Annotated in this window: 18 protein-coding genes; 11 read left to right on the top strand and 7 right to left on the bottom strand. The window is 69.1% G+C overall.

Features of this window, described 5'->3' with window-relative positions; all coding sequences use genetic code 11:
• Positions 1-2: 2 nt before the first annotated feature.
• Positions 3-818, top strand: coding sequence for a hypothetical protein (locus O7627_RS32240; protein WP_278097206.1), 816 nt, complete (start codon positions 3-5; stop codon positions 816-818).
• Between the two features lie 293 nt (positions 819-1,111).
• Here the strand turns inward: O7627_RS32240 and O7627_RS32235 are convergent, their stop codons facing one another.
• The 3 genes from O7627_RS32235 to O7627_RS32225 form a co-directional block, all read right to left on the bottom strand.
• Complete coding sequence (locus tag O7627_RS32235; protein WP_278097205.1) at positions 1,112-1,939, bottom strand: DUF2637 domain-containing protein; 828 nt, start codon at positions 1,937-1,939, stop codon at positions 1,112-1,114.
• A gap of 560 nt (positions 1,940-2,499) precedes the next feature.
• Complete coding sequence (locus tag O7627_RS32230; RefSeq protein ID WP_278097204.1) at positions 2,500-2,883, bottom strand: helix-turn-helix domain-containing protein; 384 nt, start codon at positions 2,881-2,883, stop codon at positions 2,500-2,502.
• 141 nt (positions 2,884-3,024) lie between these two features.
• The gene (locus O7627_RS32225; protein WP_278097203.1) at positions 3,025-3,483 is read right to left on the bottom strand and encodes a hypothetical protein; all 459 of its coding nucleotides are present in this window, start codon (positions 3,481-3,483) and stop codon (positions 3,025-3,027) included.
• A 263-nt stretch (positions 3,484-3,746) separates the two neighbouring features.
• Here O7627_RS32225 and O7627_RS32220 point away from each other — a divergent pair, with 263 nt between their 5' ends.
• The 7 genes from O7627_RS32220 to O7627_RS32190 all read left to right on the top strand — a co-directional run bounded on the left by O7627_RS32220 (position 3,747) and on the right by O7627_RS32190 (position 10,907).
• Positions 3,747-4,055, top strand: a complete 309-nt coding sequence (locus tag O7627_RS32220) for a YbaB/EbfC family nucleoid-associated protein (RefSeq protein ID WP_278098516.1) — start codon at positions 3,747-3,749, stop codon at positions 4,053-4,055.
• A 10-nt stretch (positions 4,056-4,065) separates the two neighbouring features.
• Positions 4,066-4,659 (top strand): recombination mediator RecR, encoded by a 594-nt coding sequence (gene recR, locus O7627_RS32215; RefSeq protein WP_278097202.1) that lies wholly within the window; start codon positions 4,066-4,068, stop codon positions 4,657-4,659.
• 256 nt (positions 4,660-4,915) lie between these two features.
• Positions 4,916-6,580 (top strand): ABC transporter substrate-binding protein, encoded by a 1,665-nt coding sequence (locus tag O7627_RS32210; protein WP_278097201.1) that lies wholly within the window; start codon positions 4,916-4,918, stop codon positions 6,578-6,580.
• A 111-nt stretch (positions 6,581-6,691) separates the two neighbouring features.
• Positions 6,692-7,696 carry an ABC transporter permease gene (locus tag O7627_RS32205; protein WP_278097200.1) on the top strand — a complete coding sequence of 335 codons (1,005 nt, stop codon included), beginning with the start codon at positions 6,692-6,694 and terminating at the stop codon, positions 7,694-7,696.
• On the top strand, positions 7,693-8,670 hold the full coding sequence (locus tag O7627_RS32200) for an ABC transporter permease (protein ID WP_278097199.1): 978 nt from the start codon (positions 7,693-7,695) through the stop codon (positions 8,668-8,670). The genes O7627_RS32205 and O7627_RS32200 overlap by 4 nt, the downstream gene beginning before the upstream one ends.
• A 6-nt stretch (positions 8,671-8,676) precedes the next feature.
• Positions 8,677-9,792, top strand: coding sequence for an ABC transporter ATP-binding protein (locus O7627_RS32195; protein WP_278097198.1), 1,116 nt, complete (start codon positions 8,677-8,679; stop codon positions 9,790-9,792).
• Positions 9,789-10,907, top strand: a complete 1,119-nt coding sequence (locus O7627_RS32190) for an oligopeptide/dipeptide ABC transporter ATP-binding protein (protein WP_278097197.1) — start codon at positions 9,789-9,791, stop codon at positions 10,905-10,907. The genes O7627_RS32195 and O7627_RS32190 overlap by 4 nt, the downstream gene beginning before the upstream one ends.
• 78 nt (positions 10,908-10,985) lie before the next feature.
• Here the strand turns inward: O7627_RS32190 and O7627_RS32185 are convergent, their stop codons facing one another.
• Positions 10,986-11,453, bottom strand: coding sequence for a nuclear transport factor 2 family protein (locus O7627_RS32185; protein ID WP_278097196.1), 468 nt, complete (start codon positions 11,451-11,453; stop codon positions 10,986-10,988).
• Positions 11,454-11,534: 81 nt separating this feature from the next.
• Between O7627_RS32185 and O7627_RS32180 the strand changes: the two genes are divergently transcribed.
• A complete protein-coding gene (locus tag O7627_RS32180) occupies positions 11,535-12,035 on the top strand; it encodes a MarR family transcriptional regulator (RefSeq protein ID WP_278097195.1) in 501 nt (166 codons plus the stop codon).
• An 8-nt stretch (positions 12,036-12,043) separates the two neighbouring features.
• Here the strand turns inward: O7627_RS32180 and O7627_RS32175 are convergent, their stop codons facing one another.
• Positions 12,044-12,280: a hypothetical protein gene (locus O7627_RS32175; RefSeq protein WP_278097194.1), complete on the bottom strand. Its 237-nt coding sequence runs from the start codon at positions 12,278-12,280 to the stop codon at positions 12,044-12,046.
• Positions 12,281-12,473: 193 nt separating this feature from the next.
• On the opposite strand from O7627_RS32175, the gene O7627_RS32170 reads away from it, so the two are divergent.
• Together O7627_RS32170 and O7627_RS32165 are read left to right on the top strand one after the other, a co-directional pair.
• Positions 12,474-13,337: a helix-turn-helix transcriptional regulator gene (locus tag O7627_RS32170; protein ID WP_278097193.1), complete on the top strand. Its 864-nt coding sequence runs from the start codon at positions 12,474-12,476 to the stop codon at positions 13,335-13,337.
• Positions 13,330-13,542, top strand: coding sequence for a DUF397 domain-containing protein (locus tag O7627_RS32165; protein ID WP_278097192.1), 213 nt, complete (start codon positions 13,330-13,332; stop codon positions 13,540-13,542). Before O7627_RS32170 ends, O7627_RS32165 begins: the two co-directional genes overlap by 8 nt.
• An 83-nt stretch (positions 13,543-13,625) precedes the next feature.
• On the opposite strand, the gene O7627_RS37245 is transcribed toward O7627_RS32165, so the two are convergent.
• Both O7627_RS37245 and O7627_RS32155 read right to left on the bottom strand, forming a co-directional pair.
• Positions 13,626-14,018, bottom strand: a complete 393-nt coding sequence (locus tag O7627_RS37245; RefSeq protein WP_347404727.1) for a hypothetical protein — start codon at positions 14,016-14,018, stop codon at positions 13,626-13,628.
• Positions 13,907-14,560, bottom strand: a complete 654-nt coding sequence (locus O7627_RS32155) for an HNH endonuclease family protein (RefSeq protein ID WP_278098515.1) — start codon at positions 14,558-14,560, stop codon at positions 13,907-13,909. Before O7627_RS32155 ends, O7627_RS37245 begins: the two co-directional genes overlap by 112 nt.
• Positions 14,561-14,614: the final 54 nt, after the last annotated feature.

Below are 14,614 nucleotides of genomic sequence, written 5' to 3'. Positions count from 1 at the left end.
CGGTGATCCCGCTCGACGACGTGTTGACCACCGTCACCACCTGGTGCGGCGATCTGCACATCACCAGCGAGCTGCCTGACGACGGCCGGGAGTGGGTGGACGTGGGCGCGCTCGCCCGGCCGGAGCCAGCACGGCAGTCGGTGGCAGCGATGCTCGCTGCCGATGCGAACGGCGACCGGGGTGTCGCAGGCGCCTTCCACGGTCTGTATCTCGCCCACGCGGTCGCCGGACCGCTCGCCGCCGCAGCCATCGGCCTACATGCCGTGTGGGCTTTCGACGGCGGACCCGTATACGCCCGAGTCCATCCCGACGGTCGATGGTTCGACGCCGTCGCCATTGTCGGAGCCCGGACGCGCTGCTCCGGTGACGCTGGACTGACCACCAGCGACGATGTGCTCGCCGCCGCGGCGGCCGGCCTCATCGTGTTCCTCGACCCAATCTTCACGCAGATCGCGACCTTCACCCGGTACGGGCTGCCCGGAATGTGGGGACACGTCGCCGACCAGATCCACCACCGTGCCCTGGCCACCGGCCGCGAACCCACCGACGCCTGGGCCGCAGCCGCCCGGCTGACCGACCATCTCGCAGCACGCGTGCCGTTGCGAACCCGTCCTCGTCTCCATTCCGGTACCACGTCAATGGTCAACGGGACCTGCTGCCTGCTCTACCGGACGCACACCGATCCAGCCGGTTGCGATACCGGACACTGCAGCGTGTGCCCACGTCTCGATCGGTCAGCGCCATTGAGAAACAGCAAGGTCGGGAGGTCGGAACCAGGAATCAGCGAGCAGGTCCAACCCGAGGGTGCTGCACCCTGAACCCGCGTGCGTCCGGTTTACCACCTCCTGCCGGCACGACAGTCTCGACATGCCAAGGCCACTGCAACGGCGTTCGCACGCCGCCTTGCCGCCTGATAGCTGCGGTCGGCGAAGGCCCGCACATCGCCGCTGGTCATCTCGGAGGCGACCTGGCAGGCGTTACCGAGAGGTTTCCGGGGGACGGTTCAACTCTTGCATCGACAGACATTAGCGCTCCGGCTACGTTGCTGCTGGTCAGGTCCCCGCGCTGGCGCTTCCGGAAAGTTTCGAACTTGCGACACACGGTCGGAGAGCTACGCCACCTCCTCCGATAGCAGGGTCAGATCTTCCGGGCGCGGCGGGGCAAACCCCGCGCTGATCGTGGCAACGTCTTGCTCTGCCTGGAGGATTTTGAGTAGGAGTGAGGCGCGTTCGTTGGATACGCCGTGCCCGTCGTTGCGCATCGCGTCGGCCAGCCTGTCTCGCGACAGGGAGCGTCCCGTGGCAGCCAACGCCGCAGAAGCGGTCCGCGCGGCTGGCAGCAAGTGCGCCACGGTGCGTTGGCCCACCGACAGCGGTGTGGAGGCTCGGCCGCCCGACCGTCCGGAGGTGAGCCCGATGGCCCGGCCCGTCCCGCCGGTCTCGGACGGGCCGGGGATACCGGTCCGCCCGTCCGGTGCCGGCCCGGACGACGGTCGGCTGTCCGGGCCGGTCTGCGGGACCGTCCCTGGGACGGCCGGACGATCAGCAGACGGCCGCTGATCGTCCGGGACGGCCGGTTGATCATCTTGGCTGTGGTCGATCATGCCGAACAGCAGCTTGACCGCGACGAGCATCGACAGCGCCGGCCACCCGGCCAACGCCTTGCCGATCGGGTCGTGTCCGCCTACCGCGATGTTCGCCGCCAGGCTGGCCGCCGTGCCGATGACCAGCGCCACCCACGGTGTCCAGCCCGTTGGACGTCCCGCGCGGCGCTGTACCACCAGGTACAGGCTGGCCACGATCTCCAGCCCGTCCACACTGATCGGGAAGGCGTAAGCCTTCCAACCCGTCTGCCCGTACGTGTTCGCCAGCTCGGTCATGTGGGCGAACGAGATCGCCCCGGCCACGACTGCCAACCCCGCGACGAACACCGCCGTCACCGCCGTCAAGATCCGATCCGTGCGGCTCCTCACCGCGACCACCCGCCCTCGGCTTCGGTCCTGAGCAGCTGGAGCGCGGACAACAACCGCGACGCGTCTCGCGCCCTCATCGCGATCTCGTGGCCGGCGTGTTGGACGTGTAGGTAGGTCTCGCACGGCCACGGGGCTACAGCCTGCGTCAAATACGCCTCGCCGACCCTCGGCGCGAGGGCGATTACAGTGGTCAGGTCCAGACCAATCGGCGCCGACCGGTGCTCGCCGCCGACACCCGGCCGGTACCCGTCGGCCTGGCTCGCGGGGTCGGCAGTACACCGGGAACGGTCACACCAACCGGGATGACCCGGCTCGACGTCGATGTTGCCGCCCGCCCGAGTAGATTGGCCTTCTGAAGGCGCCGACCAGCTCACCGGTCCACCTCCTCAGCGGAGGCAGACGGCGCAGCCGGCACGACGAATCCCACGCCAGCGACAGGAACCGGATCGACAACCCCCGGCAGCACCGGCCGGCCATCCGCAGCCGACACCCGCGCAAACAGTGAACTAAGCGACAAGGTTTGTGTGTCACATTCCGGTATCGGGCTTGCCGATGCCGGCCATGCCGGACACCGCGAAAATGATCACGTTCTTCGCGCCGGCCGAGCCCTCGGCGAGGCCGGCGTCGAGGACGGCTAGCTCGTCCCGGCGGCCGACGAACTCCGGCACCGCCAGGGGTAGCTGCTGCGGGCGTTCGGCGCGTGGTCCGGGGCCGTCCGGGTCGGCGGCGCCGATGAAGCGGTCCCGGTCAGCGGCGGAGAGCTCGAACGCGTCCGCCAGCAGCCGGACGGTGGACGGGCGGGGGCGGACCACTCGGCCGCTCTCCACGTCCCGGATGCTGCGTACGCTGAGGCCCGTGGCCGCGGCCAGGTCCTCCTGGGTCAGGCCGAGCCGTCGCCGGTACGCCGCCACCAACTGACCGAAAACGGGGCATCCCCACCGATTCGCGACTCATCGGCTCCCGTCGACGGTCGTGGACGCCGCTGGGAGGTTGTCTCAGTCGATGTTCTACTGGATGCGGTTCCGGTTTGTCGAGCCACGCGGGTGTCGGCGCTACCTTCCGAAGTCGTAGATGTACTCGCCGAACTCGGTGTGGTACCTGCGCTGGGTCTGCTGCCACCCGGCCGAGTGGTTCTCCCGATCGTGGTGGAGATCGTGGTGGAGGTAGTACCCGAAGATCCGATCGCAGTGCGCGAAGTACGCGCGGGTGTCGACGATGTGCCCGTGCCAGAACTCTTCGACGTCGATGTGCGGTGGCAGCAGCTCACCCTCGTAGCGGCGCTGTAGATACAGCCAGTTCTTGTAGAGTCGCTCGAAGTAGTCGGCCTGTGCGGCACTCCAGTCGTTGCCCAGCATGTCGCGGCCGCGGGTGAGGCGTTCCTTCAGGGCGCTGAAGTCGATCGCGTCGAGGTAGCGCCGGACCTCCTCAAGATCTTCGATCCTGTTCGGGGAGGTGTCGGTCGGTACTTCCCGGCGCAGGTCCCTCGCGGGGCGAACGATGATGTCGGTCATGGCGATCCAATCTCGACCGGCCGGAGGTGGTCTGAACGGGATGTCGGTCCTGTCCCGCGCTCGACCCGAATGGAGCCCCCGCAACTCCATTCGGGCGTCGGCTACCGGGACGGTATGTCCGCCGGCCGGACCGGTTCCAGGAGATTGACCGGCAGTTGGCCGGCAGGATGTCTGGCGACCTGCGCCGCGACCGGTCCGACTAGGCTGGGGTCGACAGTTGGATCGACCGAGGAGACGCCGTGCGCCCGGGTGGACAGCCCAACCTGCAGCAGATGATGAAGCAGGCCCAGAAGATGCAGCAGCAGATCGCCTCCGCGCAGGCGGAGCTGGCCGAGGCCGAGCTGACCGGCACCGCCGGCGGCGGGCTGGTCACCGTGACGATCTCGGGTGCCGGTGAGGTCAAGGCCGTCAAGATCGACCCGAAGGCGGTCGACCCGGAGGACGTGGAGACCCTCGAAGACCTCGTCCTGGCGGCCGTGCACAACGCCAACGACGCGGTCCGCAAGCTGACCGAGGAGAAGATGGGTCCGGTCACCGGCGGCATGGGCGGCCTCGGCCTGCCCGGTTTCTGAGCAACCCCAGATGTACGAGGGTGCGATCCAGGACCTGATCGACGAGCTGGGTCGGCTGCCCGGGGTGGGTCCGAAGAGCGCCCAGCGGATCGCCTTCCATGTGCTCTCGGCCGACCCGGCCGACGTCACCCGGCTGGCGACCGCGCTGCGCCGGGTCAAGGAGCTGGTCCGGTTCTGCACCACCTGCTACAACGTGGCCGAGTCGGAGCAGTGCCGGATCTGCCGGGATCCGCGCCGCACCGACGAGGTGCTCTGCGTGGTGGAGGAGCCCAAGGACGTGGTGGCCATCGAGCGGACCGGCGAGTTCCGGGGCCGCTACCACGTGCTCGGCGGGGCGATAAATCCGCTGGAGGGGATCGGCCCGGACAACCTGCGGATCCGGGAGCTGATGACCCGGCTGAGCGCCGGCACGGTCAAGGAGCTGATCCTGGCCACCGACCCGAACACCGAGGGCGAGGCGACGGCGACCTACCTGGCCCTGATCGTCAAGCCGATGGGGTTCAGCGTGACCCGGCTCGCCAGCGGCCTGCCGGTCGGCGGCGACCTGGAGTACGCCGACGAGATAACTCTCGGTCGCGCCTTCGAGGGCCGACGGGCGATCTGAAGCCCGCCGCGGGTATGACAGGGCGCCGTCGGGCGGGTCGAACCATGTAACAGAATGGTATCGATCAAAAGGGACGAAACTACTTCGATGCGCCGTTGGCCACCCGCGTTGGCCACGGAGTCTTTCAGTAAGGACACGATCCGGTACCAAGAGCTTCCCGGCCAGTTTCCGGTCGGTCCGAACGGGGGCTAAGGTCTCGCCATCGGTGGCCCCCTGTCACCGCATTGTCCGTACCCACAGGACGAGGTGAAGCACCATGCGTGCATCCAGGCCGAAGGTCGCCATCGCGGCCGTAGCGGTCGCGGCGCTCGCGGTCGCCGGCTGTGCCGAAAGCGACCGTGGCGACAGTTCCGGCGAGAGTGCCCAGGACACCCTGGTCTTCGGCGTAGCCGGCGACCCCAAGGTCCTCGACCCCAGCTTCGCCAGCGACGGAGAGTCACTTCGCGTCGCCCGGCAGGTCTTCGAGACGCTGGTCCGCCCCGAGGAGGGCGGCACCGCCATCTCGCCCGGACTCGCCGAGAGCTGGACCCCCGACGCCACCGGCACCGTCTGGACCTTCAAGCTGCGTACCGGCGTGAAGTTCCACGACGGCGAGGAGTTCAACGCCGAAGCGGTCTGCACCAACTTCAACCGCTGGTACAACGCCAAGGGTCTGATGCAGAGCGCCGACGTCACCGCCTACTGGCAGGACGTGATGGGCGGCTTCGCGGCCAACGAGCGGGAAGACCTCGGCGAGAGCCTCTTCAAGTCCTGCACCGCCAAGGACGCCAGCACCGTCGACCTGGCCTTCACCCGCGTCTCCAGCAAGATCCCGGCCGCGCTGATGCTGCCGTCGTTCAGCATCCACAGCCCGAAGGCCCTGGAGCAGTACGACGCCAGCAACGTGGGCGGCAGCGCGGACGACATCTCCTACCCGGAGTACGCCACCGCGCACCCGACCGGCACCGGCCCGTTCAAGTTCAAGTCCTGGGACATCGCGAACAAGACGCTGACCCTGGAGCGCAACGAGGACTACGCCGGTGACAAGGCAAAGCTGAAGACCCTGATCTTCAAGACCATCTCGGACGAGAACGCCCGCAAGCAGGCGCTGCGCTCCGGTGACATCCAGGGCTACGACCTGGTCGGCCCGGCCGACGTCGAGCCGCTCAAGGGCGAGGGCTTCAACGTCCTGACCCGCCCGGCCTTCAACATCCTCTACCTGGCGATCAACCAGAAGGGGAACCCGAAGCTGGCCGACATCAAGGTCCGGCAGGCCATCGCGCACGCCCTCAACCGGCAGGCGCTCGTCGACTCGAAGCTGCCCCCGGGCGCCGAGGTCGCCACCCAGTTCTTCCCCTCCACCGTCGAGGGCTGGAGCGACCAGGTCGTCAAGTACGACTACGACGTCGAGAAGGCCAAGCAGCTGCTGGCCGAGGCCGGCGCGTCGGACCTGACCCTGCGGTTCCACTACCCGACCGAGGTCACCCGGCCGTACATGCCCAACCCGAAGGACCTCTTCGAGCTGGTCTCGGCGGACCTGCAGGCGGCCGGCATCAAGGTCGAGGCGATCCCGCTGAAGTGGAGCCCGGACTACCTCAACGCCACCACCTCCGGCAACGCGCACGACCTGCACTTCCTCGGCTGGACCGGTGACTACGGCGACGGCTACAACTTCATCGGCACCTTCTTCGACCGCCAGAAGGACGAGTGGGGCTTCAACAACCCCGCGCTGTTCGAGCAGTTCAAGGCGGCCGACACCACGCCGGACCTGCAGGCCCGCTACGAGCTCTACAAGGGCCTCAACGAGGAGATCATGAAGTTCCTCCCCGGTGTGCCGATCTCGCACTCCCCTCCGGCCATCGTCTTCGGAAAGGACGTGACCGGCGTCAAGCCAAGCCCGCTCACTGATGAGCGGTACGCCACCGCCGAGTTCAAGTCCTGACATAGAGAAAAGGGACCGCGGGCGGGCGCGAGCCGTCCTCCGGCCGAACCACCGGCTGGAGGCGGCGAAGCGCCCGCCCGCGCGACCCTCCGGACCCTTTCCGAGGTCACCGTGATCCGGTTCATCGTCAGACGCCTGCTGCAGCTGATACCCACTCTGTTCGGGCTCTCGATCCTGCTCTTCATCTGGCTGCGCCGGCTGCCCGGCGGCCCCGAGACCGCCATTCTGGGTGAACGGGGCACCCCCGAGACCCGGGCCGCGATCCGCGAGCAACTCGGCCTCGACGAACCCATCCTGATCCAGTACGGCCGCTTCATGAGGCGGATGCTCCAACTCGACCTCGGCACCTCGACCAACACCAAGCGCGAGGTCACCACCGAGTTCCTGCAGCGCTTCCCGGGCACCGTCGAGCTCACCCTGACCGCCATGATCATCGCGATCGGCGTCGGTATCCCGCTCGGCTACCTCGCCGCCCGTCGGCGCGGCCGGCTCCTCGATCACGCCTCCGTCGGCGGCTCGCTGATCGGCATCTGCATCCCGGTCTTCTTCCTGGCGTACGTGCTGAAGGCGATCTTCGCCGAGAACCTGGGCTGGTTCCCTTCGACCGGCCGGCAGGACCCGACGATCGCGGCGACCCGGATCACCAACTTCTTCGTACTCGACGGGCTGATGACCCGGGAGTGGGATGCCGCCGCCGACGCGCTCTGGCACCTGGTGCTGCCGGGGATCGCGCTGGCCAGCATCCCGCTGGCGATCATCGTCCGGATGACCCGGGCCAGCGTGCTGGAGGTGCTCGGTGAGGACTTCGTCCGCACCGCCGAGGCGAAGGGGCTGACCGAGAACGTGGTCCGCCGCCGGCACGTGCTGCGCAACGCGATGCTGCCGGTCGCCACCACCATCGGCCTGCTCACCGGCGGTCTGCTCTCCGGGGCGGTGCTCACCGAGACGGTCTTCGCCTTCAGCGGCATCGGGGCGTTCCTGGCCGACTCGATCAGCCAGCGGGACTATCCCGTCCTGATGGGCTTCATCATGATCATCGCGGTGCTCTACGTGCTGGTGAACCTGATAGTCGATCTCTCCTACAGCCTGATCGACCCGAGGGTGAGGGTCCGATGAGTCTCACCGAGCGGGCGCGGAAGAAGAACGAGAAGCTGGACCGGCTGGCCGAACTGTCGGCGGCCCACGACGACGAGCGCGGCGTCAGCCTCTGGCAGGAGGCGTTCCGCCGGCTGCGGCGCAACCCGGCCGCCATCGTCGGCGCCGTCATCCTGGTGCTCTTCGTGCTGATCGCGGTCATCGGCCCGTTCTTCGTGCCGTACGGCCCGACCGACGCCATCGGCATCCGGGAAGGGCTCGTCAAGTCCGGCCAGGGCATCATTCCCGGCCCGTCGGCCGACCACTGGCTCGGCTTCGACCACCAGGGCCGCGACGAGTTCAGCCGGATGATCGTGGGTGCCCGGCAGACCCTGCTGGTCGGCGTCGTCGCCACCCTGATCGGGCTCGCCGTCGGCGCCCTCATCGGTGGGGTGGCCGGCGCGGCGGCCGGGCTCGGCGGCCGGTGGGGACGGTGGGTGGACACCACCCTGATGCGCTTCATCGACATGCTGCTGGCGATGCCCAGCCTGCTGCTCGCGGTGAGCATCGCCGCCCTGCTCGGCGCCAGCCTGGTCACCGTGATGATCGCGGTCGGGGTGGTCTCGGTGCCGGTCTTCGCCCGGCTGCTGCGCGGCTCGATGATCGCCCAGTCCAACAGCGACTACGTGCTGGCCGCCACCTCACTCGGCGTCCGCCGGCCGAAGATCGCGCTGACCCACGTGCTGCCCAACTCGCTGGCCCCGGTCATCGTCCAGGCCACTCTCACCCTGGCCACCGCCATCATCGAGGCGGCGGCGCTCTCCTTCCTCGGCCTCGGCAACCCGGACTCCGCCGTACCCGAATGGGGGGTGATGCTCGCCGACGCGCAGCCGTACCTCGGGGTTCGGCCGTCCCTGGCGATCTACCCGGCGGTGGCGATCATCATCACCGCGCTCGGGTTCACCCTGCTCGGTGAGGCCATGCGCGAGGCCCTCGACCCCAAGCTGCGGAAGTGATCGGCAATGGCACTGCTTGATGTGGACGAGCTGGCCGTCACCTTCCGCCAGCGTGGCCGGCGCACCGTCCGCGCCGTCGACGGGGTCTCCTTCTCGGTGGACGCCGGCGAGGTCGTCGGGCTGGTCGGCGAGTCCGGCTGCGGCAAGAGCGTCACCTCGCTGGCGCTGATGGGGCTGCTGCCCCGCCAGCCCGGGATCACCGTCGAGGGGCGGGCCGTCTTCGACGGCACCGACCTGCTCCGGATGGACGCCCGCGCGATGCGCGACATCCGGGGTAGGGACGTGGCGATGATCTTCCAGGACCCGCTCTCCTCGCTGAACCCGGTGGTCCCGATCGGCCGGCAGGTCACCGAGGTGCTCAGCCGGCACCGGGGGATGCGCGGCGAGGTGGCCCGCAAGGAGGCCGCCGACCTGCTGGACCGGGTCGGCATCCCGGACCCGAAGCGGCGGCTGCGGGAATACCCGCACCAGCTCTCCGGCGGGATGCGGCAGCGGGCCCTGATCGCGATGGCAGTGGCCTGCCGGCCCCGGCTGCTGATCGCCGACGAGCCCACCACCGCGCTCGACGTGACCATCCAGGCCCAGATCCTGGAACTGCTCAAAGACCTGGTACGCGAGTCCGGCACCGCCCTGGTGATGATCACCCACGATCTGGGGGTGGTGGCCGGGATGTGCGACACCATCAACGTCCTCTACGCCGGCCGGGTGGTCGAGACGGCCCGGCGCAAGCCGCTCTTCGCCGAGCCGCGGCACCCGTACACGGTGGGTTTGCTCGGTTCGATCCCGCGCCTGGACGGCGGCCGAGGTGAGCGACTGACGCCGATCCGCGGTTCGGTCCGCGACGTGCTCCCGTGGGCGGACGGCTGCGCCTTCGCGCCGCGCTGCGACAACCGGATCGAGGCGTGCGTGGGCGAACCGCCGGCCCTGGTGCCGACCCACACCGGCCGCAGCTACCGCTGCGTCAACCCGGTCCCCGTCGCGGGTACGCCGGCCCGACCCACTCCAGCCGGTGCGGCTCCGGCGGACGCGGCTCCGGGTGGCGCTGCAACGGGTTGCGAGGCGTCGAGTGGGCGGGCGGCTGCCGGGGAGCCGGGCGTTGCGCGTGAGGAGGGGGCGGCATGACCGAGGCGACCGGCCAGCCGGCCGACATGCTGGTTGAGGTTCGCGACCTGAAGGTGCACTTCCCGATCACCCGGGGCGTGCTGTTCGACCGGGTCGTCGGGCACGTCAAGGCCGTCGACGGGGTCGATCTGAGCATCCCGCGTGGAAAGACCTACGGGCTGGTGGGGGAGTCGGGCTGCGGCAAGTCGACGCTGGGCCGGGCGCTGCTGCACCTGACCCCACCAACCGGCGGACAGGTCACCTTCGACGGGGTCGAGCTGACCAGGCTGCGTGGCAACCAGTTGCGGGCCATGCGGCGCCGGATGCAGATGATCTTCCAGGACCCGATGTCCAGCCTCGACCCCCGGCAGAACGTCGAGTCCATCCTGGTCGAGGGGTTGCAGACGCACGGCATCGGCACCGACCGCGACGACCGGCGGCGGATCATCGGGGACACCCTGGACGCGGTCGGGCTGCCCCGCTGGGCGCTGTCGCGCTATCCGCACGAGTTCTCCGGCGGTCAGCGGCAGCGGATCGGGATCGCCCGCGCGCTGGTGCTCGGCCCCGAGCTGATCGTCGCCGACGAGCCGGTCTCCGCCCTGGACGTGTCGATCCAGGCGCAGGTCATCAACCTGCTCGACGAGTTGCAGGGCGAGCTGGGGCTGACCTATCTGGTGATCGCGCACGACCTGGCGGTGGTGCGGCACATCTCCGACGTGGTCGGCGTGATGTATCTGGGGGCGCTGGTCGAGGAGGCGCCGAGCGACAAGCTCTACTCGGAGCCGCTGCACCCGTACACCCGGGCGCTGATGTCGGCGGTGCCGGTGCCGGACCCGGAGGTCGAGGACCGGCGGGAACGGATTCTGCTCGCCGGTGATCTGCCGTCCCCGGCGAACCCGCCGACCGGCTGCCGGTTCCACACCCGCTGCCCGTGGGCGCAGCCGACCCGCTGCGCCGACGAGCGGCCGGCCCTGCGGCTGGTCGGCCAGACCCGGGTGGCCTGCCACTTCGCCGAGCCGATCGCCAGCGGCGAACTACGCCGGCACAGGGTGGACCCGGTGATCACCCACCCGCGCGGCGAGGGCGAGGCCCCCGGCAGGGTCTCCGCCCCCAACGAACCCACCTCCCTGGTCTAGGGCGGTTGCAACAAGATCCACAGGACATCCGGCACGCGGTGGACCGCGTTTCCATGCCGGATGTCCTGACGATCTTGGTCAGCGGGGGTCGTTGAGGGTCCAGACCGGGGTGCTGGTGAGGGCGGTGAGGCGCCAGCCGGCCGGAGTGCGGCGCAGGTCGAAGTCGTAGATCTCGCCGAGCAGGAACGGGCTCGGGTCGCCCGCTCCGGTGCGGGCGAAGCTCACCAGCAGGTTGGCCCGGGCGGTGGCCCGGTCATCGTCGGAGTGTTCGATCAGGACGTTCGTGATGATGTGCTGGATGCCCACGTCGGTCGAGTGGCGGCGGCGGGCCTGGTCGACGAGAGCGTCGTGGCCGTGCGCGGTGCCGCCCGGGGTGGTGACGGTCGCGTCCGGGGTGAACAGGTCGCGCAGGCCCTCGAAGTTCCGGCTGTCGAGGTTGCTGCCGAGTCGGGAGACCAGGTCGGTGATCCAGGCCCGGTCGAGCAGGCCGGTTTCGAGGTCGCTGTTCGGGTTGGCCGTTGGTGGGCTCTGGGGACTTGTGGGCATCGTCGTTCTCCCGCGCTTCGACTAATCGTTGGTGCAACCAACAATAGGTCCGACCACGCACTTTGACTAGGCTCTCCGGGCATGGAGATCGACCGGGCCCCCGAACGGCTGCGAACCCTGCCGAGTTGGCTGCTCGCCCAGTCGTCCAACCTCGTACGGCGGTTCGTGTCCGCGGAACTGGCCGCCCTGGACGTCGGGCGCGGCCACTACGCGCTGCTGGCCTGTCTCGACGAGTTCGGCCCGCTCAGTCAGGCGGACCTCGGTGCCCACGCCGGCCTCGACCGCGGCGACGTGGTTCGGCACGTCGACGGGCTGGCCGCCGCCGGCCTGATCGCGCGGTCCGTCGACCCGACCGACCGGCGCCGCAACATCATCACCCTGACCGACTTGGGCCGCCGCCGGCTGCGCGAACTCGACACCGCTCTCGCCCGCGCCCAGGACGACGCGCTCGCCCGACTCACCCCCGACGAACGGCAGCAACTCGTCACGCTCCTACGCCGCCTGCTCGACCCACCCGGGCCGGCTTCCGTGATCGCGAAGGATTCGGTGTCGACGGAGTCACCCAATCCTTCGCGATCATGAATGGCGCCTCAGGCGGGAGCGGCGGCCTCCTCGGTGTCGGTGAGGGCGAGGCTCACCTCGTCCAGCGGGAGGCTCGTGTATTTCGCGATGATCTCCACCGGTACGCCCCGGAGCGCGGCGGTCTCGATCGCCTCACCCAGCACCGCGTACGCCCGTGAGGTGGCCCGATCCAGGTCGCGGACCCGGGGGTCGGCCAGGGTGATCTCGCGATCGGGCGGGACGGGTTGCTGCGGATAGAGTCTCATGTGGCCACCTCGTGTGGTCAGGGCACCGAGACGGGACGTTGGATGCGAGCCAGGACCGTCTCGGTGCCTGTCTTTTCCCGCGCGGTACGTCGGATCGTGTGGGTGCTGCCACCGGGCGTGGTCGTTCTTGCATCCTCATTGGATACCAACGGATAGCGTCAGGAAGAGTGGAGTCTCGGACGGCTCGGGATCGATGGCGGCCCGGCGGCGGCTCGGCCGGTTGCTGAGCGAACTCCGGGTGGCGAAGGGCATCACCCAGGATGTCGCGGCCGAGTTCATCGAGCGGGTGCCGTCCACCCTCTACCGGATGGAAGCCGGCAAGCCGGGCGTCCGCATCCGGATCAAGCAGGACATCCTCGGTCTGTGCGAGTTGTACGAGGCCGACTCGGCCACCCGCGACGGGCTCGTCAAACTCGCCGAGGCGACCAGGGTCAAGGGCTGGTACCAGCCCTACAACGACCTCCTCGTGCCGACCAACTTCGACTCCTACATCGGCCTGGAACAGGACTCCACCGAGCTGGACACCTTCGAGACGCAGCTCGTGCCTGGCCTGCTACAGACCGAGCGGTACGCCCGAGCGCTGGTCACCGTGCCCGACAGTCGGGACCGCAGTGCGGAGGAGATCGACCGGCGCGTGGAGTTGCGGCTGCGTAGGCAGCAGATCCTGAGCCGCCCGGATCCCGTCAGGCTGAACGTGGTGGTGAGTGAGGCGGCGATCCGGCAGTCGGTCGGTGGGCAGTCCGTGATGGCTGAACAACTTCAGCACCTCGCCGATTCAAGCGAGTGGCCCAACGTCACGCTGCGGGTGCTGCCCCTCGGTGTTGGCGTGCACGACGGGCTGGTATCCGGGAACTTCGTGATCTTGCGCTTCTCGGCGGGTCACGAGCCGCCGATGGTCTACTCGGACGTACTGCTCGGCGGGCTCTGGTTCGAGGAGGCCCGCGAGATAGCTCGCTTCTTGCGGGCCTTCACGGACATCAGTGACCATGCCCTGGATGTGCGTAGATCCCGGGATCTCATCCGGAAGACGGCGAGGGAGTTGGCGCAAGATGGCTGAGCTGACCCAGCAATTTCCGGCAGCTGCCTGGCGGAAGTCCAGTCGCAGCAACAACAGCAACAACTGCGTCGAAGTAGCCGTCGGTGGGGAGGTGGGGGTGCGGGACAGCAAGGATCCGGGTGGGCCGGTGCTGACCTTCGCGACTGACGGCTGGGCCGCCTTCCTCACCGCGACCCGAGTCGGAGCCCTCCACCCGCCCCGCTGATCCGCACGATCAAGTGATGAAAAGTCCCGCAATCCGGGGAGAATGCGAGACCTTTTGTCAATGGATCATGAGCTGGCTGTGGGTTAGCCCTCGGGACGGTTGAGGAGGGCGGTGGCGAGGGTGTGGACCGCGTCGAGGGCGGCGGGGTCGGGGAGGGTGGCCTTGCCGCCGGTGACGGCGTACCACTCCTCGGCGTCCTTGTACTGGACGCGGAGGGTGACCTGGCCGTCGGCGTACTCGGTGCGGAGGGTCAGCTCGCCGGTGACCACGCCGACCTCGTCGGTCATCACGCCACCCGGTCCGGGGACGATGTCGGTCGTCCGGCTGGTGTCCGTACCCATGGTCAACTCCCGACTCGTCGGCGTCAGGACCCGCAGGTGCCCAGCATGTCGCCGAGGGTGGCCTTCTCGTCGGTGGTCACCGTGAGCTTCCAGTAGTGCTTGACGGCGATCCAGTCCTCCGCGTAGGTGCACCAGTATTCCCGGCTCGGCGGCTTCCACTGCGACGGGTCCTGATCACCCTTTGCCCGGTTCGAGGTTGCCGAAACCGCGAAGAGCTGCGGCCGGTCCAGGTCGTTGGCGAACTCGCCGCGCTTGTCGTCGTCCCACTCGTCCGCGCCGGAGCGCCAGGCGTTGGCCAGCGGCACCATGTGGTCGATGTCGACGTCGGCGGGGTCGGTGAAGGTGCGGCCGTCGTAGACGCTCGACCAGCGGCCACCGACCACGTTGCAGCCGGACAGCTCGATGTCGGTGCCGTCGCGCTGCAGCACCGTGTCGCGCACGTCGCAGTTCTTGCCGGCCTTGCGCCAGTGCGGGAAGTGATCCCGGCTGTACCCGCGCATGCTGCCCGCGCTGGCCACCGTCAACTGGTCGAGCAGCGATTCCGCGTTCCCGCCGCCGCCGGCGGGCGGGTCCGACCGGCCCGCCTCCGGCCCGTACTCCTCCACCGGGGCGCAGCCGGCGCCTGCGAAGACGAGCGCCGCGGCGAGCCCGGCCACCGCGAACCGCCAGGACCGGATTCTGGTACGCGAAATTGGCACACCCCAAGCTTGCGGGGTCAGCGCGGACAGGCG

It is taken from the genome of Solwaraspora sp. WMMD1047, assembly GCF_029626155.1.
Taxonomy (GTDB): Bacteria; Actinomycetota; Actinomycetes; order Mycobacteriales; family Micromonosporaceae; genus WMMD1047.
The sequence above is the reverse complement of the archived record's forward strand: the minus strand, read 5'-3'. Positions and strand labels throughout refer to the sequence as shown.

Excerpts from the sequence above, each read along its gene's own strand:
- O7627_RS32210 (WP_278097201.1), top strand. The coding sequence starts at position 4,916 with ATGCGTGCATCCAGGCCGAAGGTCGCCATCGCGGCCGTAGCGGTCGCG.
- O7627_RS32170 (WP_278097193.1), top strand. The coding sequence starts at position 12,474 with ATGGCGGCCCGGCGGCGGCTCGGCCGGTTGCTGAGCGAACTCCGGGTG.
- O7627_RS32225 (WP_278097203.1), bottom strand. The coding sequence starts at position 3,483 with ATGACCGACATCATCGTTCGCCCCGCGAGGGACCTGCGCCGGGAAGTA.
- O7627_RS32180 (WP_278097195.1), top strand. The coding sequence starts at position 11,535 with ATGGAGATCGACCGGGCCCCCGAACGGCTGCGAACCCTGCCGAGTTGG.
- O7627_RS32175 (WP_278097194.1), bottom strand. The coding sequence starts at position 12,280 with ATGAGACTCTATCCGCAGCAACCCGTCCCGCCCGATCGCGAGATCACC.
- recR (WP_278097202.1), top strand. The coding sequence starts at position 4,066 with ATGTACGAGGGTGCGATCCAGGACCTGATCGACGAGCTGGGTCGGCTG.
- O7627_RS32195 (WP_278097198.1), top strand. The coding sequence starts at position 8,677 with ATGGCACTGCTTGATGTGGACGAGCTGGCCGTCACCTTCCGCCAGCGT.
- O7627_RS32165 (WP_278097192.1), top strand. The coding sequence starts at position 13,330 with ATGGCTGAGCTGACCCAGCAATTTCCGGCAGCTGCCTGGCGGAAGTCC.
- O7627_RS32185 (WP_278097196.1), bottom strand. The coding sequence starts at position 11,453 with ATGCCCACAAGTCCCCAGAGCCCACCAACGGCCAACCCGAACAGCGAC.
- O7627_RS32200 (WP_278097199.1), top strand. The coding sequence starts at position 7,693 with ATGAGTCTCACCGAGCGGGCGCGGAAGAAGAACGAGAAGCTGGACCGG.
- O7627_RS32190 (WP_278097197.1), top strand. The coding sequence starts at position 9,789 with ATGACCGAGGCGACCGGCCAGCCGGCCGACATGCTGGTTGAGGTTCGC.